Raw genomic sequence first — 21355 nt, forward strand, 5'->3', positions numbered from 1 at the left:
TTGATCCTAATTTCACATTCCTTTTCTAAATAACATTACAAAGCCACATTTTTTACAAATTGTTGGAACTACCTCAATTCCATTTTGACGTGTACCTGCTATCACATAACCCTGTTCCATTAATACATGAAGTCTGTCACTCTCGTCAAGGTCTTCAGAGGAACATTGTAGACATCTCTTTATACTCATCATCTATTAGATAAAATTCATACAAATAAACACTATTTTCAATTCTTCAAATTTTCTAAACAAAAAAATCAAAAAAGTCTAGAAGAACTCTTTTTTTTCAACTCATGAATACTTTCAAAATTTTGCCCTAAAAAAGTCAAATTCGATGACTCTGCAGATACAATTTCTAAATTGAATCGAAAAAAAATACTATAATTGTCTCCACGCTCCATTTGGAATCCAAGTGATTCCATTTAACTCTCTATGCAATAAGTTATACAGATTTTGATAATCGTCAAGATTTCTAGTTAACTCATCGAGCAAATACGTTCGCAATATTTGAAACGTATTAGGGTCATTGGCATTAAGAATTCTCATGACTTCTTCCACAATGTGATTTTCTCTTGGTTCTACCTTTCTATTAAAATCTAGTATGAATCCATGCAGTTGATTCAGAGTTCTAGGATCTTCTAATCCAAAATCTCTCAAATTTGACGTATAAAGATCCCATCTATGAAAATATAATCCAGAAATGATTGTACCAAAGGCCATAGCAGGAGGAACTGTACGATGAATTAGATGGTTAATGAAATTTCCATTACCGTTAATACTGTTTATTGTGTTTTGTAACAATTGAATTACAGTAACAAGTTTGTTGTTAATCTCTTCAAAATCTGCCCTTACAAAAATTATAGTTTTCTGAGTTTCACGATTATGTCTCCATGAATCTAAAAACATTGGAATTGAAACCAAAATCATTCCAAAACCTATTCCAGATAGGGCTAATCCTTCAGAATGTTTTAACTCAAGTGATTGTTTTTTCACTCCTTCTAAAATTGCAAAAGTTGAATTTACTAACCAACTATTTTCCGAAGCAACTAAAGATGAATCTGGTTTTGGGATAGTAAAAAAATCCATTGAGATTTCAGTAAATGTCATGTACACTACACCATAGTACGCAAAAAGAAAACCAGTCATCAATAAGATCCATGCAAAAAATCCATAAACAAAACTATAGGTAATTCTAAATTCACGTAAACGTGGTCTAGGACGTAATCGATTAATTCTCAATAAAAATAACAAGTATCCAAAAAACGATAACACAATTATGAGAAAAATATACACATTAATTGATGATTCAGCCATTAATGAATTTCATAATATCTCATTTTCTATAAACTTACAAAAAATAGATAAAATTTTTCTTAAAAAAGGTCAAATGGAGCCTCTCTATCTATACGAATTTTCTAATTTCGTAATTTCTATCTAAAAAAGGTCAAATGGCATGTCCTTATCTATACCCCGTTTTAATGGCGCGGGGAGAGGGATTTGAACCCACGAGTCATTGCTGACATGGGATTAGCAATCCCACGCCCTACCAAGCTAGGCGATCCCCGCACAAAGATGCCTAGAATTAATCTGTAAATAAATTCATTCGTCGCCAAATTGGCTGTAATTATTAACAATTTCATCAATAGAAAGTCTCTTTCCACCCACGATTTTGAGATCAACTTGCACTTTTTTGTCAGTTATGGTAAGAATGTTGTAGGTATTTTCAAAAAAGCCACGAACTCGTTCAGACGTTGCAGTTCCCGCATTTACAACTGTGAGTGTTTTAAAATTCCAAGCCCAGGGTCGATGTTTGTGTCCACATAAGACGATGTCAACTTTGGAATCCAAAACAGTTCTCAGCACATCACCTGCATCAACAACAGTGAGTTGATCAGAACCAGTATCAGGAATGGCAATTAGATGGTGATGCATTGCTACAATCTTTACTTTATCTTTGTATTTTTTCATGGTTCTCTCCAACCACAGATTTTGTCGGTATCCTACTTCTCCTTCATTTCTGTCAGGTCTGGCAGTTCCGACTGTAACTAAAACAACGTCATCGCTTAACTCATTAATTGCATCAAATGGGAAGAATTTTTTGAACAGCAGATAACCAGTGTTTCTATAATCATGATTTCCACTAATAGTGATGATTTTTTTTGTTTTAAATTTTGTTAACAGTGATTTGCATTGTTCATATTCATGCATGAGTCCTTCATTGGTTAAATCACCAGTAATTACAATCACGTCCGGATTTAATTCATTGATCTCATTAACCAAAATGTCAAATTTTTCTTGTAAAAATTGAGAACCTACGTGAAGATCAGAGATTTGAACTATCTGCATTAAAATTTAATTTATTAAATTACCTATTAAATCATCACTATAGAGAACACTTCAACAAGGTAGAATTAAATAATAAACTCCTCAAATTCTTGCGGTTTTGAGTAAAAAAGCAGCAGTAATGAAAGGCGATGGCATAGGACCCGAAGTTGTAGATTCAATGCTCAGAGTTTTGAAAGAATGTAACAGTCAATCAGAAATTATTCTATGTGAGGCAGGCTCAGAACAGTGGGATAAAAATGGAAGAAAAGACAAGTCATACATCCCAGATGCAACAATGAAGATTCTTGAAGAGTCTGATGCATGCTTTAAGGGACCAACAACTACAATACCAGTCCCAGGAGCCCCCAGGAGCGTTGCAGTGACTTTACGTCAAAAATTTGAACTGTATTCTAATATCAGACCTACCAAAACTTATGACAGACTAACACCAAACAGAAAACTTGATTGTGTTTGCTTCAGAGAAGCTACAGAGGGACTATACACAGGAATCGAAGCACAGATCACTGAAGATTCTGCAATTGCAATTAGAAAAATCACAAGGCAAGGTTGTGACAGATTCCTTAATTCAGCAATAAAGTGGGCAAAAGAATACAACATGAAAAAAATGGTTGCAATCACTAAAAGAAATATTCTAAAACAGACAGATGGAATTTTTTGGAGTTCAGCTCAAAAAGCAGTGGAAGGAACAGATGTAGAACTGTCTGAAATTTACATCGACAATATGGCCCAGCAAATGGTTGTGGCACCAGAACAATTCAATGGTGCAATTCTGGTTAGTACAAATTTATTCATGGATATTATTTCAGAGTTAGCGTCTGGTTTAGTAGGATCTATCGGATTAATTTATTCTGCAAATATGGGGGATAGTTTTGCAATGTTTGAAGCTGCACATGGAAGCGCACCTCAATTTGCAGGACAAAATAAGGTAAATCCTACTGCAACAGTTCTGTCAGGAGCTTGGATGGCACAGTATCTAGGTGAAACTGAAATTAGAGATGCAATATTTTCTGCAACTGACCAAGTAATCAACGAGGGAAAGACCGTAACGTGGGACATTGGAGGGAATGCATCAACAACGCAGATGACTGATGCCATTATTGCATACGCTAAAGAAAGATTACGAAAGTAATCAGTTAATAGCTTCAATCAAAATTAATTCTTCAAAGAAAAGCTTCTTTTTTGCCATAATTCTAGTTTTCAAGCCTAATTTTTGGGCATAATCAATTAATTTTTGATAGTTAGATAGCGAGGAGGTTATGAAAACAAACTTGCCGTTTTTTTCCAGGTTATTTATCAGGGAATCAAATATTTTTTTTGGAATTTCAAATCCTTCTATACCTCCATCGGTGGCAACATCCAAAATTTCATCAGTGGCCAGATAAGGCAAATTGCAAACGATAAAATCAAATTTAATTTTTAATGCGTCTGAACCATTACAGCAAACAATATTTTCTGTTTTGTAAGTTTGCTGTCTGAGTACATTATAATTGATATCAGTGCCAACTACAAATGAAAAATTCTTGGAAAGCAATTTTGTTAAATATCCAGAACCACTACCAATATCTAGAGCAAAATTTCCTTTCTCATTCTCAATGTTATCTACAATGAAAAAAGTATCCTCAGATGGAGGATATTCATCATTATTCGAGTATTTTGTTTGCAAGATTGATTATTTCATCCCCAGAAAGATCATCTACTCGTTTATCTAAGCTAGTTTCTTTATTGAATTGTTTTAAAACATTTTTAACAGTTTTCCTCCTGTATGAAAAAATTCTGTTAATTGTTTGAACTAGATCTTTTGTCATATTATTTTTTTTAATGATTTTTAAAATTACAGAGTCAATTTTAGGAGGAGGAGAAAAATTGTTTTTTCCAACTTTGGAGACAAGTGTGATGTCAAATGCATGAGTTGCAATTACGCTTATTGCTTTTCTTTTCTTTGATGCAGTTGCAAGTAATTTTTCTGCAAATTCTTTTTGTACCATTATCACACCATGAGAAAAGGAAGTTTGTGCAAGCCACTCAATTGCATCTTTACTCTTAGAATAAGGTAGATTGGATACAAAAATGCTAAAAGTATCCTTTTTCTTAAATCCATCACCAGATTTTAAAACAAGATTATCTATATTGGAAAAAGTCTGTTTTGCTTTTTTGACAAGGCTTTCATCAATGTCAACTGAAATCACTTTATCAGCTTGTTGACATAGTAATGGAGTCAAAACTCCTAATCCAGTTCCAATTTCATATACAACATCATTTTTTGTAATATTAGCCTCAGAAACAATGGATTTGGCTATAGAATTTGAGTTGAGAAAGTGTTGTCCAAATTGCTTTCGCCTTATCATCTCTTTACAAAGAGATTCATTCTACTTTCTCCAGTAATCTCATCTATAATTCGTTCTGAAATATGTTTAATGGGTTCCTTGAATCCTATGCGGTCTTGTAAATCTTGATAGCTTTCAAATTTTTTCTTATCTCTTTCTTCAAGCATATTTTTCATGTAGGTTTTTCCAATTCCAGGAATTAACTCTAATGCATGAATTCGTGGCGTTAATGGTCGTGCATTGTTCAAATATTCTACAAATTTTGATTCGTTAATAGTCACAATTTTTTGTACTACAGATTCTAATTCACTTTGAGCAGATGACGAGATTTTATCATATTCCATTTTTCCCAGTACAGACAAAACTTTAGTACGTCCTTCTTTTCCAATGTAGATTTTTTCACCTATCTCAAATGTAGAATTTGGAATTCCGAGAATCTCTAAAATGGTTAATCTGTCCTCACCGATAGCTGTGATTATGATTCCTTCTCTTCCTCTTACAGTAGATGATTTACCCCTAGCGTTAAAGTCTAGAACATATGCGTATTCCTCATACTTTCTAGGTGGGATTTGTGCCCGATGCAAAATAAAATACTCCTAAAGTGTTACGAATGCTCCTTAATTATTTTGAGCATTTTTTCTAGGGTTTCTGCGAGAATTAGTTTCTTCCAACCGAATGTGAAAGAACGCAATTCGGCTAAACTTGTAGGTCTAATGTTAACAATTTCAACAGCTTCATCTTCAGTTAACTCACATTCTTTTACAAGTTGTTTTTTCATTTCTTTTGCATCTTTTGAATCAGTAGATACAAATTTTGAAACGTAATCATATGTCCAACGTTGAATTTGATCCATTTCTTCAACATCAACTTTACCTAAAATTTCTTTAACTTCTGAAAGAGAAATTGCTTGTTTCTTTTTTACTTCTTCCATATTATACACCGAATGGTTTAATGTGATCCAATCTAGTGATTAAGGTTTTCGATTTATCACCTAATTTTACATCAAGTGTGATAGCTCGTCTACCAACATTTGTGATGACACCTACTTTACCGTGGTATCGTCTGTGTGGTAATCCTTTATGCTGTCTAGGATCAATAATGACAAGTGCTTGTTGACCCTCTTGGTATTCACGTAACAAGAACGAGACTCCTCTAGGGGCATCTTTCTTCATGACAGATCTGGACTTGTGTTTAAATCCGTGTGAACGGCCATGAGATTTCTTAGTTGCCATGAGTGTAAAATCTTTGAAAGCCCTATTTTAAGACTTAGAACAGTTTTTTATGAAATTAGCCTATAAGATCAGTTCTGAGTTGACCACATGCAGCAGAAATCTCAGTACCTTTTTCGATACGGATTGTACAGTTTACACCAGCATTTGATAATATCTGCTCAAATTTGCGAATACTGTCTTCTGTTGGACGACTAAAATCACCGGCTGTTGGGTTGATCGGAATTAAATTCACGTGAGAGCCATTACCTTTCAAAAGATCAGCTAGTTCCAGTGCAATTTTAGGCGAATCGTTAATTCCTGCCATAAGGGCATATTCAAATGTCACACGTCTACCAGTCCTTTTAAAATAATTCCTTCCAGACTCAATAATATCTTCTACAGAATTAGGACTAGCCGTAGGAACTAGTTTTTTGCGTAATTCATTATTTGGAGCGTGTAAAGATATGGCAAGACCAATTTGGAGATTTTCTTCGGCTAGTTTTTCTATTCCAGATTTAATTCCAATTGTAGAGATAGTTATGTGTCGTTGACCTAGTCCAAAACCTCTATCGTGTGTTAGAATTTTTACAGCTCGTATCATTTCATCATAATTTGCCAACGGTTCTCCCATACCCATAAAAACCAAATTTGTTACATGTTCTCCTCGTTGTTGTAAAATTTCTGCAAAATGAATTACTTGCGATACAATATGTTCAGCTTTCAGATTTGCTTCAAATCCCATTTGACCAGTTGCACAAAATACACATCCCATAGCACACCCAATTTGAGTAGAGACACAAATTGTTGACCTTGGATGACCACCAATTTTTGAGGGATCATATTGCATTAGAACTGTTTCTACAGAATTATCATTAGTTAGTTTTAGTAACAATTTTGTTGTATCTCCATCATCACTTACCACACGATGAATTTCTTTAGCAGAGCCTATCGTGTATCCAGCGGCAATTAATTCTTCTCTCATCATTTTTGGAAGTTGTTTGATCTCAGAGATATCTTTAGGAAATTTATAGTAAAGTGGAAGTAAAATTTGATCTGCTCTATATCTAGGATAGCCCATATCCATTACTAGTTGTTCCATCTCTTCTGGAAGAAGTCTGTAAAGATCGGTCATGATGTATTATGGATTCACAGAGGGTGTATTTTATAATTTAACGATAGTGATTAGAATGTAAAATAAGAAAGAAAATAAAAATAAGAAAAAAGAGTTTCTACTCTTCTCTAGATTCGGAATCATCTGATTCAGTTTCCACTGTAGCCTCAATTTCAGATGTTTCTAGTGCATCTTCAATATCGGGGGTTTCCACTGTAGCCTCAATTTCAGATGTTTCTAGTGCATCTTCAGTCTCTGACTCTTTTGATTTTTTAGTAATTACCTTTTTAGTGGGCTTTTTTGTCTTTTTGTCGGCGTCTTCAGGATCTATAACACCTGCTTCACCTAGAGCAAAGATGACTTCTTCTTCAGGATGATGCGGACTGTCTACCATTCGAGCTATTCGTTTCTTACCTGATTTCTTAAAGTATATTCTGTAGGTACTTGTATGAGCAACTACATTTCCACCGATTGGGCGAGTTGGATCTCCAAAGAAGACATCAGGCGATGCCATAACTTGATTGGTTGCAATTGCAGCACAGTTGTATGTTTCTGCAATTCTTGATAGTAAATGAACAAAGTGATTTAGTTTTTGTTGTCTAACTGACAATGTTCCTCTTCCAAGATATTCAGCACGGAATAATCCAACAGCTGAATCTGCAACAATTAATTTGACATTATTTTCTTCAATTATTTGACCAGCTTCTTCTAGAATCAGTACTTGATGTGCACTGTTATATGCACGAGCTACGATAATACGATCTAAAACTTTTTCTGGATCCATGTCATGAGCTTGAGCAATAGATACAATTCTTTCAGGTCTGAAAGTATTTTCTGTGTCTATGTATAATACAGAACCATCAAGACCACCCTCTTCTTTACTTTTTTGAACCATTACAGACATTGTATGAGCAAACTGTGTTTTACCACAACCAAATTCACCATATACTTCTGTCAAGGCTTGAGTCTCAACACCACCATCAAATAGTGTATCAAGACAATTGGTACCAGTTGTAATTTTACCAATGCTTTGTCGGTGTTTGTAAATTTCACTTGCACTGACAAAATCTTTAGCAATTAATCCGCCTTCAACTAAATGTTGACGTGCTTTATTGACAATTTTTTCAGCAGTATCCTTTTCCATTCCAGTGATTTCTGCAATTTCTACAGGACCTCTAACGATGAGATCCATGACGTTGTGGATACCTGCATCGGATAATTTTCTTGTAGTTACAGGACCTACGCCCTCTAAACTATCTAATCTTAAATCTTCTACCATACCGTATAGTACGGTACTAGTACTTTATAAGGGTATTGTTTGGGGGTTCTGTTTCGTTGATGGGACATAATTATTCGTGTTTTCACTCGGGACATGGTTAAATAGAATTTTTATTATATTCTCTAGTCCAGTTGATAATCCAAACTAAAGGAAAAATATGACCTGCAACATACATAAACAAATATCCACCGAATAAGAAATACATCCGATTGGATTCCTCAAATACAAAACCTAGTACAATGATAAGTGGAGTCACACCAAAAATAATAATTAGAAAATATATTAAGAATTTTTGTAGTTTATTTATTCGCCAAAAGGCAGCAGGGGAAAATATTAGACATAGCACGATCTGCCATGCTAAACTTACCCTCTCATTCATTTTTTGACCTTGGGTTTGTGTTCGTCTAATTTCATCACAACATTCTTGACATAAGTTATCTGTATCTAACATTCCTTCAGGGTGTTTGTAGCCACTTCTGATAATGTCTTTGATTGTACCACGTCTTTGGATTTTTCCTATACTTTTCTTACAATTATAACAACTAGAATTCAAACTTATTTTGTTCTAACAGAGTTTTGAATTAAGGTTTTCCATTTATCATTTCCTTTCACTTCAATTCCACATTTTTCAGCAGGTGTATGATTATCTAATCCCATGTGAGGTCTGACGTAATTATGATAAATCATATATCCATTGATTAATGGTGAATCGTCTTTCTTCAATCCTCTAACAACTTTTTCCCTATCACGGAATGATCCATTCCATCTTTCCATCTTGTTATTGTTCATGTCTTTCTGTAAGTGGATATGACGAACATGGACGGTTCTTTTCTTGTCATTAGTCCAAAATTCTTTCTTGTATGCCTCATTGTATGATTGCAATCCGTCTGTAATCATTACCTTTGGTCTTTTGCCTGTAACCTCTTTGGCTTGTCTGAATAGACCGCTTGCGTCATGTCCCTCTTTTCTATCAGAAATCTCTTTGGCAATTAAAAATCTAGTCTCATCGTCCATCAAAGCGAATAGATACTTTTTATCACCTTTTACCTTAGTCCATACCTCGTCTGCACGCCAAGTGTCAGAAACGTTTGGTGTGATGTTGGACAGATAATCTTCCATTAGTGTAGTGTATTTTTTAATCCACTTGTAAACTGTGGAATGTGCAACGTTTACGCCTTGTAGTGTGATGAACTTTTGAACGCCTCTTAGTGATTCACCTGTAAAGTAAAGTTGCATAGCTGATGTGATTACTTTAGGATTTACAGACATTCTTTCAAATCCTAGATTGAATGAGAATCTTTTCTTACAGTTTCTGCATGAGAACCTTTGAAGATCATAATTCTTGTTGTGTCTAATTCCATGTCTTACTATATCATCAGAGTGGCATTGAGGACATTGGTTTATCGTTAATTCCTCGATTACTGTCTTGTTTCTCTGTCTTGCTTCCTGTTTTAGTTGAACGCTTAGTGATATTGCTAGGGAATGTTTACAGACAACTTTTCTAAATGTTGAATCAGGACATGAACATATCCAACCTGATTCGGTAGATACAACATCATAGATTCTATTTGATGTTAGTGATTTTATTTGATAGTGGTGTTCATCTAGTGAAATGATGTGACAGTTTGGATTGTCAAGGATCTCTTTTGCCCTTTGTTCTCTTGTGTTTTGTTGTGATTCCATTAGATATCTATTGGTATAATATAACAATATGTTAATAAAGGTATCTATGTGTATCTAATGGTATATGGCTATGAAAAAATATATGGTATCTGTGCCTATTGAGATGGAAAAAGCACTAGAGAAAGAACGTAAGGAAAGATTGTTAGAAACTGTGCCTGAAACAATACGAGTTATTCTAAGTGAGTATCTAAGAAAATAACACTCTACTCTTTCTGATTTCTTCTTCTTAATGTTGGAACGACTAACAAAATTATTGTCGTAATAATTGATACCCATACAGCAAGATAAGCATCCTGTGTAATTGTATTATCAAACAATGGTTGTGTTAACCAACCACCTATTCCTACTAACACTATAACAGTTACAAATAATCGTATAGGCGTATCTTTTAAAACTGTCCTAGTGCTTTTCATAGTTAGTTTTCGTGCATTTTCTAACGCTTCATTTTCTTCATCATATGGTTCATCTTTAACATTTGATTCTAAATCACTTAATTCATCTTTAAGAATATCACGTTTTAATGACCTAGTTTTGTATCGTGCTCTTCTAGACGCAATTAATGAATCGTAATTCAAACCATGAGAGACTATTGAAATAATTGTTTCTTCTTCGTTCTTTGGTATTGCAACTACAATCATTCTTATATCTGCATATGAATTAGTTTGTAATACAATTTTATCATCATCATTTCTCACAAGTTTAAAATCATGATCTTTACGGAAATCTCTATTTTTTAAAATTATTCGTACATCTTGATATGTTACATTGATTGTAAATGTTTCTTCCACTAAATCTTTTTCAGTTCCACTAAATCCTATCAATTTTTTTACTCCTTTTTCCATCATCCATCCTATCATTACAAACATCAAAACATACATCGATAACGCACCAAATGAATTTGAGATAAAAATTGATGTTTCTAATGGAAATTTCCCTTGATGAAATGCTACAATAATCTGTAAGATGATACCTCCTATAACAATAATCTGCACATGGAATGGAGACACTAATCGTTTTGGAGAAAAGGAAATAGAAGCAATAAAACAATACGCAAAACTGATTAGAAAATAAATACCTAGATTCATTATTACTATTTGTTGACCTGAGGAATCTGAAGCCCCTGTTAAAATAACAGATTCTGTAGTTTTCCAAAATAATGGGATAAAGATAAGGTTGAGAAATATTCCACCTGTAAAGGTTAATGCAATTATTCTTGCTACTGAACTGGTAAGAATTTCGGGTGTATCTTGCTTGATTACTTCTAAAATACTCATTATTTATCCAATTTCTTCGTTTTTTATTAAATTGATCATTTGTGCCTATGTCCCGAGTGAAAACACGAATAATTATGTCCCATAAAGGAAACAGAACCTGTTTGGGGGTTCTGTCAAATCTACGGTTGATAAAAATACTGTCAAAAGTCGGTTGATCGGTTATAAGTTTAAAATTCTGAAACAAGCTTGTTTCAGAAAATGTTTGTTCATTTGAACAAACAACTTTTCAATGATCTTAGTGGAAATATAGGTTCTAAATTTCTGCGTGGAGTGGAAATTTCTATTTGCTTAATTTTAGTCGTATTTGGGTGATTTTTGGTTGTATTTGGATGATTTTGGAAGATTTTTGCATATTTTACAAATTTTAACAATTCGATCATGGAAGTTAACAGTAGTATTAAATAATCATAGTATTACATATTGTAATATGGGAACTACAGCTAGAAAATGGACTTTTGACGAAGTCAAAGGTTTTTCTGAATGGGATCAAAGTCGTAAGGAAGGCAAATTAGGCGTACCTGTGAAATTTGATACCGTTGAAAAATTGGAGAGCTGGTTAAATGCCAAAAACTAATACTTGGTCTCTCCAAATTTATCCTTTATCTGATTTTAAAAAAGAGTTTAATCTATTAACAAAAACTTCACAAAACCAAATTATACAATTGTTAAATGAATTAATTGTATTAACTGATCCAGAAGATCATAATTTTTCAATTGACTGTCCTAGTATTCAGGGATTTAATCATGCTGTAAAATACATCCTTACCTCAAAATTGATTTTACTTATAGCATTAGATCGAATTGATAGTGGAATACATATTGAACGTATAATTACATTGTATTCTTGTTCTGAATAACACTATTCTGTATCAACGTAATCCATTTGTTATCTCCATTAATTTCAATTCCACAAGCTTGTGATGGTGTCTTGTTATCTAATGCACTATGTTCTCTGAAATAATTATGATAAATTTCATAACCTTTCAATAATGGTGTATCTTTTTTCTTCAATCCCCTCATTACTTTTTCACGATCTCTTATCTCACCGTTCAATCTTTCCATTTTATTATTGTTCATGTCACCTTGAAGATGAATATGTCTAACGTGTAAAGTTCTATCTTCTCGTTTCAATGTCCAAAATTCTTTCTTGTATGCTTCATGGTAAGATGCAAGACCATCAGTGATGAACACTTTGGGTTTTGTTCCAGTTACTTGTTTTGATTTTTGTAACAATCCCCTTGCATCATGACCTTCTTTTCTGTCACCTACCTCTTGGGCTATCAAGTATCTTGTTTCATCGTCCATCATAGCAAAGACATACTTTAGATCACCTTTGATTTTCATATAGATTTCATCAGCACGCCATGCATCACCGACTTGAGGAATAATCTTCTCAAGGTATTTTTCCATGAGTTTGGTGTATCTCTCAATCCAGTTGTAGACGGTTTGGTGTGTTACGTCCATGCCTAAGAGTTTCAATGATTTTGATACGTTTCTCAATGATTCGCCTGAAAAGTATAGTTGCATGGCAGTTGTTATTCCCTTTGGGTTGTGCTTCATTTTTTCAAAGCCCAGATTCATTGAGAATGTCTTGTGACAGTCTACGCACAAAAATCTCTGTATTGCATAGTGCTTGTTCTTTCTAATACCATATTTCTTTAGGTTCTTGCCATGACAGAATCTGCATGAATCTATTGAGATAGGCTCGATTGTAACCTTGTTTCTCTCTCTTACTTCTTCTCTAATCTTTAATGAAAATTCTATTGCATGAATGTGCTTACAGCATACCTTTCTGAACTTGTGATCTGGACAATCACAATGCCAAATTCCATCTGATTTGATAACATCATAATCTCTGTTTGTGGTTTGTGAGTGGACATGATAGTGATAGTCTGATACTCTAATTAGATCGCTTTTGAGGGCTATTGCTTTTCCTTTTTCTTGTCTTGGGTTTGTTTCTGTCATGTACCTAATAGTAATATACTATTGGTAGTAATAAACATTATGTTATTCAAGCCTTAATCCTTATATACTAAAAGGAATATACTAGAATAATGCCTAAGATAATGTTAGAAGGGTGGGAATGTGAAAGGTGTGATCATACTTGGATAGCAAGAGATACAACAGAAGGTGAACCCCTCGTTTGTCCTAAGTGTAAATCACCGTATTGGAATAAACCTAGAAAAACAGAAGTTGATCAAGCAAAGGAAGCAATACAAAATAAGAAAAGGCGGATAAAAGATTGATAGGATTAACAAAAAAGCAACGCAAGAAATTAACTGAACTATTATTAGAAGATAAAGTTGTGGAACGTGTTTTTAGTGATTTCAGAAAAATAACTGTGGAAGAAATACAACGAACAACAAATGTTAAAAAAAGTAAAGAACATGTTACTGTGGATCTCGAAAAAATAATAGAAAAGATTGTAGATAAAATCGCATATGTAGAGAAAAACCAAATAGATGATGTAAGTACATTGACGAATTTAATTGAAGTAGCAATTAGACAAAATGTTGAGCAACAAAAAAAGATTGTACAAATACAACAAATATTGAATGGATTGGATCTATCTGAAAAAACACGAAAACAGTTAAAGCAGATTATTGGTAAGAGTAAAAAAGAATATGGGACTTCTGAACTAGAACAGAAAAAAATACTTAGATTTCTAAAACGACATTTTGATGATGAAGCGAGGAATACAACACTTGACTAATGATATAGACATACTATGTGAAGTAATTGAGGAATATAGACAAGTTAACCAACTGAAAAAAATGAATTATGAGTTATTATCTCATCTTCAAGGTGTATATTGTTGGATCTTCAAGTATGCAGAACAGAATAACATTCCATTACCAAAGAAAGAGGCACTCTTACGTATGGCAGAAAAAGCGGATTTTCTCATAGATGAGATCACCAACCGAAAATTTACAGGTAAAAAATCAACCGTAGATTTGACAGAGCCTGTTTGGGGGTTCTGTCAAATCTACGGTTGAAACTTTAGGTGTCAAAAGTCGGTTGATGGAAATTTAGGCGACTCACTACTTTGTTTGTTCATTTGAACAAACATTTTCTGAAACAGTATGCTTCAAAATTGCATACTCATTACAGCGTCACTTTAGATGCCGCTATTTTTGACGCTTACAATACGTGGGCGGTGGGGTAGAGTACAGGTGTGTTTGTTAAGGGTTTAGGTGTGAATTGATGTTATGTGTGACTAGGCATCAGGTATGAAAGTATTAGATACGTAGTGGAAATGAAAGTTTAACTTTTGTGACGGAGTGGTAATGAAAGTTCATTTTTATTATTTTTGTATAACGATCTTAAGAGTACTTAAGATTAAATACTGTATGTTGTAATGTTGTAACATGGAATCCAGCAAACTCAAATGGACAGAAGCAGATACGATTGCTGTCAAAGAGTACAAATCTAAAGTTCGTGAAGGTAGTATTACCCCAATGAATTATACAGGAAACTTAAAAGACATCTTAAGTTCCTGATCTTTTGTTGCCTCATAATGGATGGAATGTTTTAATTAATCAAGTAATAATTGGTTGGATTCGATCACGTAATTCACAAGATCCCAACTCATTTGGATATTATGTACGGGAAATTGAAAACATTAGAAACATGGCTAGAGCCATGAGTCCATTAAATTTTATTGCATGTGGTGAAGGGTTCAAAGTTTATGTTGAAGAAGAAGATATAATTCTACGTTGTGCATATTTCGTCGATGAACGAGAAATTCACATTGTAGATGTCATTCAATGAATTTACTTGCGTTCTGAATCAGTGCAATCCATTTGTTATCACCGTTAATCTCAATTCTACATTTTTCATTTGGGGTCATTTCATCTAAAGATGAATGAGTTCTGAAATAATTATGAAATATCTCATAACCTTTTAGTAATGACGTGTCTTTTTTCTTCAATTCTTTCATTACCTTTTCTCTATCTCTAAACTCACCATTGAGTCGTTCCATTTTGTTGTTCATGTCTTTCTGTAAATGGATATTCTAAGTGTAGAGTTTCGTCGGGTAAAGTAGAATTCAAGATTGGAAAAACACTATACCGTCAACTATGAACTTGATGCTTGCTAACATCACTGCAATCAAAACTATTTTCTTGAATTTGTTTTGCTCAATTCTGTTTACCAATTTTTTACCTATAAAAGATCCTACAAACGCTATTCCGAACAGAATAGGTATGAAATAGTAATACTGTTCAGTAAGAAATCCACTGTTCAGATAAGACGGAATCCTACTTGCATCGGTACCAAGTGCAATTACTGCAGCCGTTGCAATATATTTTTCTTTGTCGATTTTTAATCCTGTAAGAAATACTGCTCTCAATGCACCTCCAGTTCCTATCAATCCGACTATGAAACCAGAAACTCCACCACCCAAAAATAAACACTTTTTGTTTGTAGGGAATGATAGTTTGGGTCTGAGTAGCAGTGTTATAGAAATAAAAATCAGAAACATTCCTAAAATAAGTTTGAGTACGGCTTGCGGTAGATCCCCCACCAAAGTAGCACCAATAAGACTAAAAATAAAACTTGGAACTCCAAAAATCAATAATACATTCTTGTCTAGCCCATGTCTGAAAAAGGTAATTCTACTTATGTTCCCAAAGAGATGAAATATCGCAACCAGTACCAATGCAGTTTTGAAATCAATAAAATATGATGCAAACGGAAGAAATATTGTAGATGAACCAAAGCCAGCCATGGTACCTATTATTTCTGAGACAAAACCTATTACAAAAAACATAATCTCTGAAATATCCACGTCAGATCAATTCTATTCGAATCACTCATCTAGTTATTGCTTGCGTTCGGTTCTGTCAAGTTATGGAAACATTGATCGAGATCTTCTGCCTGTCAAATATCGGGACGTGAGATTATGATGAACTAAACCTCAACCCTATTGATGTCTAACCAAATCCATATTCAAGCAGAATTCATAATCAAAAAGGGGAAAATAGATGAATCCAAAAGACAGAACCTATTTGAGAAAATGATCGTAAAATGATAGAATTTAGAAAGGATCGACTAGCGTTTCTTTCGTCTTTGTCCAGGTTTATTTTGACCAGGGAATCTACCTAAAACGAAACGTTTTTTGAAGTTACTTTTGTTTCCAACACTAGAACTAGTACCTACAATTTTTCTTCCTTCAACTTTTGGAGTTTGTCCTCGTACTTTACCTGCTTTGGTAAGCGAACCGTGTGTTGCCATGATACTAAATGAGAATTAGTGAATTTATGTATTTGTATGACTACCAGTATTTGGCTTTAATAGTCTCAATAACTTTTTCATGTTCCTTGCTTTTATTACGTGCATATTTTTCCATTGCACCTAATGGGACACCGCCAAGAGATCTTGCTATTGCGTTAAAGAAGTATCTTTGTGGACCTTTTGAACCAGTCTTGGTCATGAATTTTTGAATACCATATTTGAAATTGTGTTGCCATGTCTTGTAAAGAACACCTAGTTGTGCAGGAGTCATTTCATTTCCAATGTGGAAGAAATCAGATTTTTCAAGTAATCCTATAGGAACGAATGTCAATGCAGTCGCAGTGAACATGGAATCAGGTTGCTCATGTTCTAACTCACTGATTAAACGTATGGTATCCCAAGAATCTTCAGGAGTTTCATCGTTATCAAGTCCCATAATCAGAGTGAATGCAGGAATCCAATAGTCTTGATTGAGAGTTTTAACGCCTTCTTTGACAACCCAGTGCCATTCAGAGGGAGCATAAGGTGCAAGTTTTCTATCAGCATATTTTCCAATCAGACGAAGACTTCCAGTTTCAAATCCAGCTTGGATGCCAATCATGTTGTCTGGACTGGCTCTTATGATTTTAGATAGGTTTGGGATTAATTTTTCGTCTGCAATTGCACCTGCTAGTGTTCCATGTGTGGGGTTTGTATGTTCAACACCAGTAGACATGATTGCAGTGAACAGTTCCTCCAAAGCTTCTCTGTTTGGTTCCATTCCCTTTGCTGTGCGAGGGTCCATTCCGTAAACAAAGATATCATCACTATGAATCCATGCGGATTTAGAACCACCTTTCTTAATGTTAACTTCAATTTCTTGTTTGACTTTTTCTGGTGAATAGTATCTCAAAGATCTTAATGTTACATCACAGAATTTACAGCCTCTACCACATCCACGCATTACTTCAACCATTCCGTGCATACTTGGTTCTACAATATTTGGAATTTCTTCTAACTCAGGTCTATCCCAGAAATTGACAAATCTGCCATGAATTTTTTTTCCTTCTCTTTCAAATTCTTTAATGTTTACTTTAAAGTCACTTCTCTTTCTGAAAGGATCCATATTTTCAAAATCGCCATTAATTAAATAATTAAAGAATCTACCAGCGTGTCCGTCAATTTCCGGTGCAATACCGCCAAGTTCTCCTTCAAGTATGGCATAGATTCCAAACTCCTCAATTTTTGCTGGATCATAGTTGTATTGCCATGTTCCAGAAGCACCAGAAATTACTTTAGCTTTACTTCCAGTTCTTGCTTTTGCAGCTTTAATTCTATGATGCAAGTCAGCATTGTAAAATTCATCATAAGATGTTTGTTTTCTACCATAAGTAAACGTCATAGTAACTGGACCCATTCCAAGGGGATCCATTTCATAAGTTCCAATAACTTCAGTTTCAGGACCAATGAATTTTTCAATGTGATTTGGATGAGCAACAACTACATCTTGTCTGCTAAATCCATCTCGGAGCAAACCAGCTTCCAATTTCCTTAACCCGTATGGAGCATATTTTGCCACACCATCAATGTCAGGTGACCAATTACATATGAAATCAAATAGAATCTTTGGAGTTACTTGATTTCCAAGAATTTTATACCAAAAGCTGTTTTTATCTCTATGAGGATCTATAGCTGGAGCACAACCGAAAAATGTTGCAAGAGATAGTCCTCGATACGGAGACATTAAAGTCCTATCAGCTGTTAAAACTATTTTTGGAGTGCCCATTCCCTTCATCGAAATAATTTTATGATTTATTTTAAACCTTGCTAGCTAGACTTGATAATTTTCTAAAATTCCAGCCTTGTTTCTATGCAAATGACCAAATTCTATATTTTTTGACAAATGATCTCCATCAAATACAGTTCCATCTCTACAAACAAGATCTTCACCCATACAGCAACTACCACAAATCCCAACACCGCATTTCATCATTCTCTCAAGACTTGCTTGAACAAAGATATTTCTTGAATGTGCAGATTGGACAGTTTTATACATCATGATTTCAGGACCGCAAACATACACAGCATCAAAATGTGTTTTACTAACTAATTTTTCAACTAAATCAGTAACAAATCCTTTTTCACCATAACTGCCATCATCAGTTGATACAATCACATGATGAAGATTATTTGTTAAAAGATCATTAGCTAAATTTTCAAAGAAAACTTCATCTTTTGATTTTGCACCCATCAGTACAGTTACATCATCTGTAGGTTTTACAAAAGTAAGTAATCGCATCATAGGAACAAGACCAGTTCCTCCTCCAACTAGCAATAGTTTTCCTTCTTTGATATCAAATGAATTTCCATATGGGCCGCGTATTCCTATTTGCCCACCTACTGGCACATTAAACAATCCAGTAGATGAAGGACCGTGTTTTCTAACTGTAAATGCAGCTTTTCCAGTTTCTTTTGAAATCATTACACTCATTGGTAATTCATTAACACCAGGTATCCAGACCATAGCAAATTGACCAGGAAGAACATTTGGCATTACATCATCAGAAAAAACCAAAGTTCTAACAGTAGGTGTTTCCTCTATTATTTTTTCAATTGTAACAATTGTAGGATGATTAAGATTTCTTTGCAAGACCCACCATGTCCTTTATTGAAGAATAGTTTTTTCTATCCATGTATTGCAATATTCCTTTGTTAATATCATCAAAAACTCCAATCCAGTTATCACCTATTGCACTACCAAGTTGTACAGCAGAAGCTCCGGCCAAGAAAAATTCTATTGCATCTTCCCATGTAGAAATCCCACCACATCCAATTATTGGAATATCGTACTGTGAAGAAATCTCATATACACATCTTAGTGCAATTGGTTTGATTGGAGTTCCAGATAATCCTCCAAATTTGTTACTAAGAATAGGTCGTTGAGTTTCAACGTCAATTGCCATTGCACGAACAGTGTTAATAGCTGTAATGGCATCAATCCCAGAATCTATGGCAGTACTTACAGTGTTTAGATAATTACTAGTACCCAAGCCAACTTTGGCAATTACAGGAACATTTGTAATATTTTTGACAGTAGATACGATTGCTTTGACTAACCCAGGATCATCTCCAACTTCCAAGCCAACTTTGGCAACGTGAGGACAAGATAGATTTAGTTCATATGCTTTTACTTTACAATTTTCAAACTGTTTTATCATAATTTCAAAATCTTCAGGTATAGAACCTACTAAACTAACAATGATTGGAACATCTTGGTTTGATTCAATCATTTTAGCAAAGTTTGAAGCGCCTGGATTTGAGAGTCCTACTGCATTTATCCACCCACCACCTTTTACGCTGAAAATAGTGGGATTCGGATATCCTTCCCAAGGTGCAGTACTAAGAGATTTTGTAACTACAGCGCCAGCACCTGAAGCATAAAGACGTCTAAACACATCTAAGGATATGCCTAAAATTCCAGAGGCCAACATTACAGGTTTGTCTAATTGAATTTTACCTATGGAAGTTGCAAGGCTGGATTCCACTTTGATTAATGAGCTTAGTTTCGAATATAACAGTTGATTCGTGTTTCTGGTACCTTTTTTAAAGGTGATTTAGAATCAACTAGTCATGTATTCTGTCATTTTAACAGAGTTAGGGATATCAGTTTTTAATGATTCCAAGCTTGAAAAGGCGTTTGCTTTCTCAAACCCTGTTAAAGAATATCTTTTAGTAAAAAACAAAGAATCAAAATTAAATGAACTCGTAAATTATTTAGCTTCGACCCAAAGAGGATTTTCTATCAGTGATGAATCATTACTTGCAATTCTAAAAAAACATTCTATTGATTGTCATTTAATGGATTCAGCAGAACTGGATAATGTACAGGCAACAAAACCACAAATTATTGTTGATTCAGGTTTTGCTTCCAATCTTCAAGATACACTTGGAAAGCTTAGAGAATTTGCATTGGGATTCTCATCTTCAAAAGTTACAGTAGTGTCAGAAAGTCCAGATCTTCACATAATTCAAGCAATTAATTCTTTAGATGAGATTGACAAAATTGCAAACGGATTAAGTTCAAGACTAAGAGAATGGTATGGATTACATTTTCCAGAACTAGATAACATTATTGACAGCATTAATGGATATGCACAAATTGTAATTGCTGGAAAACGTGAATCATTAACAAAACAAGTTTTTGAAAATGCAGGTTTTCCAGAATCAAAAGTAGAGATGTTATCTTTAATTTCATCAAAAAGTAGAGGCGGAGATATATCAGATGTTAATTTAGAAATTGTACAGGCAATTGCAAAACAAGTTTTAGATTTTCATGATCTTCGTAAAAAGCTTGAAGATCATGTTGAATTAGAAATGCAGCAGATTGCACCAAATCTTTCAGCAATATTGGGAACTGCAGTAGGTGCAAGAATTTTAGGTAGAGCAGGTAGTCTCAAAAGATTGGCATCACTTCCTGCCAGTACCATTCAAGTTTTAGGAGCTGAAAAAGCATTGTTTAGATCATTGAAAACAGGTTCTCAACCACCAAAACACGGATTGTTATTCCAACATGCAATGGTTCATTCAGCTCCAAGATGGCAGAGAGGAAAAATTGCACGTGCAGTTGCTGCAAAAGCCGTGATTGCTGCAAGAGTCGATGTTTATGGAGAAGGATTGAATCAAACTTTACTTGAAAAACTCAACATCAGAGTTGATGAAATAGGTAAGAAATACGAGAATCCTACTGAAAAAGATAGCAGACCACCACAATCATTCAGAAGAGAAGGTGGTAGCTTTAGAGACAGTCCACGAAGAGAAGGTGGTAGAAAAGAAGGTGGTAGCTTTAGAGACAGTCCACGAAGAGAAGGTGGTAGCTTTAGAGACAGTCCACGAAGAGAAGGTGGTAGAAAAGA

General features: G+C 34.4%; 29 protein-coding genes and 1 tRNA gene. 9 read left to right on the top strand and 21 right to left on the bottom strand.

The genetic code is table 11. The annotated features are described in order from the left end of the window. Window positions 1-12: 12 nt before the first annotated feature. The 4 genes from WDZ98_RS07995 to WDZ98_RS08010 all read right to left on the bottom strand — a co-directional run bounded on the left by WDZ98_RS07995 (window position 13) and on the right by WDZ98_RS08010 (window position 2346). Window positions 13-189 carry a hypothetical protein gene (locus WDZ98_RS07995; RefSeq protein ID WP_368060715.1) on the bottom strand — a complete coding sequence of 59 codons (177 nt, stop codon included), beginning with the start codon at window positions 187-189 and terminating at the stop codon, window positions 13-15. A gap of 189 nt (window positions 190-378) precedes the next feature. Further along, the gene (locus tag WDZ98_RS08000; protein WP_368060713.1) at window positions 379-1314 is read right to left on the bottom strand and encodes a hypothetical protein; all 936 of its coding nucleotides are present in this window, start codon (window positions 1312-1314) and stop codon (window positions 379-381) included. A 165-nt stretch (window positions 1315-1479) separates the two neighbouring features. After that, window positions 1480-1566, bottom strand: a tRNA-Ser gene (locus WDZ98_RS08005). A 33-nt stretch (window positions 1567-1599) separates the two neighbouring features. Then, the gene (locus WDZ98_RS08010) at window positions 1600-2346 is read right to left on the bottom strand and encodes a metallophosphoesterase (protein ID WP_368060711.1); all 747 of its coding nucleotides are present in this window, start codon (window positions 2344-2346) and stop codon (window positions 1600-1602) included. Window positions 2347-2443: 97 nt separating this feature from the next. Here WDZ98_RS08010 and WDZ98_RS08015 point away from each other — a divergent pair, with 97 nt between their 5' ends. Beyond that, a complete protein-coding gene (locus WDZ98_RS08015; protein WP_368060709.1) occupies window positions 2444-3475 on the top strand; it encodes an isocitrate/isopropylmalate dehydrogenase family protein in 1032 nt (343 codons plus the stop codon). On the opposite strand, the gene WDZ98_RS08020 is transcribed toward WDZ98_RS08015, so the two are convergent. The 9 genes from WDZ98_RS08020 to WDZ98_RS08060 form a co-directional block, all read right to left on the bottom strand. Then, the gene (locus tag WDZ98_RS08020; RefSeq protein WP_368060707.1) at window positions 3476-4009 is read right to left on the bottom strand and encodes a HemK2/MTQ2 family protein methyltransferase; all 534 of its coding nucleotides are present in this window, start codon (window positions 4007-4009) and stop codon (window positions 3476-3478) included. Then, the gene (rsmA, locus tag WDZ98_RS08025; protein ID WP_368060705.1) at window positions 3987-4691 is read right to left on the bottom strand and encodes a 16S rRNA (adenine(1518)-N(6)/adenine(1519)-N(6))-dimethyltransferase RsmA; all 705 of its coding nucleotides are present in this window, start codon (window positions 4689-4691) and stop codon (window positions 3987-3989) included. Before rsmA ends, WDZ98_RS08020 begins: the two co-directional genes overlap by 23 nt. Then, window positions 4688-5254 (bottom strand): DUF655 domain-containing protein, encoded by a 567-nt coding sequence (locus WDZ98_RS08030; protein ID WP_368060703.1) that lies wholly within the window; start codon window positions 5252-5254, stop codon window positions 4688-4690. Before WDZ98_RS08030 ends, rsmA begins: the two co-directional genes overlap by 4 nt. 20 nt (window positions 5255-5274) lie before the next feature. Continuing rightward, entirely contained in the window at window positions 5275-5601 is a 327-nt protein-coding gene (locus tag WDZ98_RS08035) for an RNA polymerase Rpb4 (protein WP_368060701.1), read from the bottom strand. A gap of 1 nt (window position 5602) precedes the next feature. Next, the gene (locus tag WDZ98_RS08040; RefSeq protein WP_368060699.1) at window positions 5603-5902 is read right to left on the bottom strand and encodes a 50S ribosomal protein L21; all 300 of its coding nucleotides are present in this window, start codon (window positions 5900-5902) and stop codon (window positions 5603-5605) included. A 55-nt stretch (window positions 5903-5957) separates the two neighbouring features. Further along, entirely contained in the window at window positions 5958-7013 is a 1056-nt protein-coding gene (gene rlmN / locus WDZ98_RS08045; protein WP_368060697.1) for a 23S rRNA (adenine(2503)-C(2))-methyltransferase RlmN, read from the bottom strand. A gap of 97 nt (window positions 7014-7110) precedes the next feature. Continuing rightward, window positions 7111-8271: a DNA repair and recombination protein RadA gene (radA, locus tag WDZ98_RS08050; protein ID WP_368060695.1), complete on the bottom strand. Its 1161-nt coding sequence runs from the start codon at window positions 8269-8271 to the stop codon at window positions 7111-7113. Window positions 8272-8368: 97 nt separating this feature from the next. After that, window positions 8369-8824: a hypothetical protein gene (locus tag WDZ98_RS08055; protein WP_368060693.1), complete on the bottom strand. Its 456-nt coding sequence runs from the start codon at window positions 8822-8824 to the stop codon at window positions 8369-8371. Window positions 8825-8826: 2 nt separating this feature from the next. After that, complete coding sequence (locus WDZ98_RS08060; protein ID WP_368060691.1) at window positions 8827-9954, bottom strand: DDE-type integrase/transposase/recombinase; 1128 nt, start codon at window positions 9952-9954, stop codon at window positions 8827-8829. A gap of 70 nt (window positions 9955-10024) precedes the next feature. Here WDZ98_RS08060 and WDZ98_RS08065 point away from each other — a divergent pair, with 70 nt between their 5' ends. After that, window positions 10025-10153: a hypothetical protein gene (locus WDZ98_RS08065; protein ID WP_368060689.1), complete on the top strand. Its 129-nt coding sequence runs from the start codon at window positions 10025-10027 to the stop codon at window positions 10151-10153. A 4-nt stretch (window positions 10154-10157) separates the two neighbouring features. On the opposite strand, the gene WDZ98_RS08070 is transcribed toward WDZ98_RS08065, so the two are convergent. Next, a complete protein-coding gene (locus WDZ98_RS08070; RefSeq protein ID WP_368060687.1) occupies window positions 10158-11228 on the bottom strand; it encodes a hypothetical protein in 1071 nt (356 codons plus the stop codon). A 427-nt stretch (window positions 11229-11655) separates the two neighbouring features. Between WDZ98_RS08070 and WDZ98_RS08075 the strand changes: the two genes are divergently transcribed. Beyond that, complete coding sequence (locus WDZ98_RS08075; protein ID WP_368060685.1) at window positions 11656-11802, top strand: hypothetical protein; 147 nt, start codon at window positions 11656-11658, stop codon at window positions 11800-11802. After that, a complete protein-coding gene (locus tag WDZ98_RS08080) occupies window positions 11789-12085 on the top strand; it encodes a hypothetical protein (RefSeq protein WP_368060683.1) in 297 nt (98 codons plus the stop codon). Before WDZ98_RS08075 ends, WDZ98_RS08080 begins: the two co-directional genes overlap by 14 nt. On the opposite strand, the gene WDZ98_RS08085 is transcribed toward WDZ98_RS08080, so the two are convergent. After that, complete coding sequence (locus WDZ98_RS08085; protein WP_368060681.1) at window positions 12060-13193, bottom strand: transposase; 1134 nt, start codon at window positions 13191-13193, stop codon at window positions 12060-12062. The genes WDZ98_RS08080 and WDZ98_RS08085 overlap by 26 nt on opposite strands. Window positions 13194-13282: 89 nt before the next feature. On the opposite strand from WDZ98_RS08085, the gene WDZ98_RS08090 reads away from it, so the two are divergent. The 4 genes from WDZ98_RS08090 to WDZ98_RS08105 all read left to right on the top strand — a co-directional run bounded on the left by WDZ98_RS08090 (window position 13283) and on the right by WDZ98_RS08105 (window position 14999). Then, window positions 13283-13474, top strand: a complete 192-nt coding sequence (locus tag WDZ98_RS08090) for a hypothetical protein (protein ID WP_368060679.1) — start codon at window positions 13283-13285, stop codon at window positions 13472-13474. Further along, complete coding sequence (locus WDZ98_RS08095; RefSeq protein WP_368060677.1) at window positions 13471-13941, top strand: hypothetical protein; 471 nt, start codon at window positions 13471-13473, stop codon at window positions 13939-13941. The genes WDZ98_RS08090 and WDZ98_RS08095 overlap by 4 nt, the downstream gene beginning before the upstream one ends. Beyond that, the gene (locus WDZ98_RS08100; protein ID WP_368060675.1) at window positions 13934-14224 is read left to right on the top strand and encodes a hypothetical protein; all 291 of its coding nucleotides are present in this window, start codon (window positions 13934-13936) and stop codon (window positions 14222-14224) included. Before WDZ98_RS08095 ends, WDZ98_RS08100 begins: the two co-directional genes overlap by 8 nt. A gap of 508 nt (window positions 14225-14732) precedes the next feature. Further along, a complete protein-coding gene (locus WDZ98_RS08105; protein ID WP_368060671.1) occupies window positions 14733-14999 on the top strand; it encodes a hypothetical protein in 267 nt (88 codons plus the stop codon). Here the strand turns inward: WDZ98_RS08105 and WDZ98_RS08110 are convergent. The 6 genes from WDZ98_RS08110 to WDZ98_RS08135 form a co-directional block, all read right to left on the bottom strand. After that, window positions 14989-15210, bottom strand: coding sequence for a hypothetical protein (locus tag WDZ98_RS08110; RefSeq protein WP_368060669.1), 222 nt, complete (start codon window positions 15208-15210; stop codon window positions 14989-14991). The genes WDZ98_RS08105 and WDZ98_RS08110 overlap by 11 nt on opposite strands. A gap of 66 nt (window positions 15211-15276) precedes the next feature. Further along, a complete protein-coding gene (locus WDZ98_RS08115) occupies window positions 15277-16017 on the bottom strand; it encodes a sulfite exporter TauE/SafE family protein (RefSeq protein ID WP_368060667.1) in 741 nt (246 codons plus the stop codon). A 263-nt stretch (window positions 16018-16280) separates the two neighbouring features. Beyond that, on the bottom strand, window positions 16281-16463 hold the full coding sequence (locus WDZ98_RS08120; RefSeq protein ID WP_368060665.1) for a 30S ribosomal protein S30e: 183 nt from the start codon (window positions 16461-16463) through the stop codon (window positions 16281-16283). A 40-nt stretch (window positions 16464-16503) separates the two neighbouring features. Further along, complete coding sequence (locus WDZ98_RS08125) at window positions 16504-18228, bottom strand: radical SAM protein (protein WP_368060663.1); 1725 nt, start codon at window positions 18226-18228, stop codon at window positions 16504-16506. Between the two features lie 45 nt (window positions 18229-18273). Beyond that, entirely contained in the window at window positions 18274-19092 is an 819-nt protein-coding gene (locus WDZ98_RS08130; protein WP_368060661.1) for a dihydroorotate dehydrogenase electron transfer subunit, read from the bottom strand. Further along, window positions 19076-19987, bottom strand: a complete 912-nt coding sequence (locus WDZ98_RS08135) for a dihydroorotate dehydrogenase (RefSeq protein ID WP_368060659.1) — start codon at window positions 19985-19987, stop codon at window positions 19076-19078. The genes WDZ98_RS08130 and WDZ98_RS08135 overlap by 17 nt, the downstream gene beginning before the upstream one ends. Window positions 19988-20072: 85 nt before the next feature. On the opposite strand from WDZ98_RS08135, the gene WDZ98_RS08140 reads away from it, so the two are divergent. Then, window positions 20073-21355 (top strand): ribonucleotide-diphosphate reductase subunit beta (locus tag WDZ98_RS08140; RefSeq protein WP_368060967.1); only part of this gene is annotated, 1283 nt, incomplete at its 3' end.

This window comes from Candidatus Nitrosopumilus sp. (genome assembly GCF_040878665.1).
Lineage (GTDB): Archaea > Thermoproteota > Nitrososphaeria > Nitrososphaerales > Nitrosopumilaceae > Nitrosopumilus.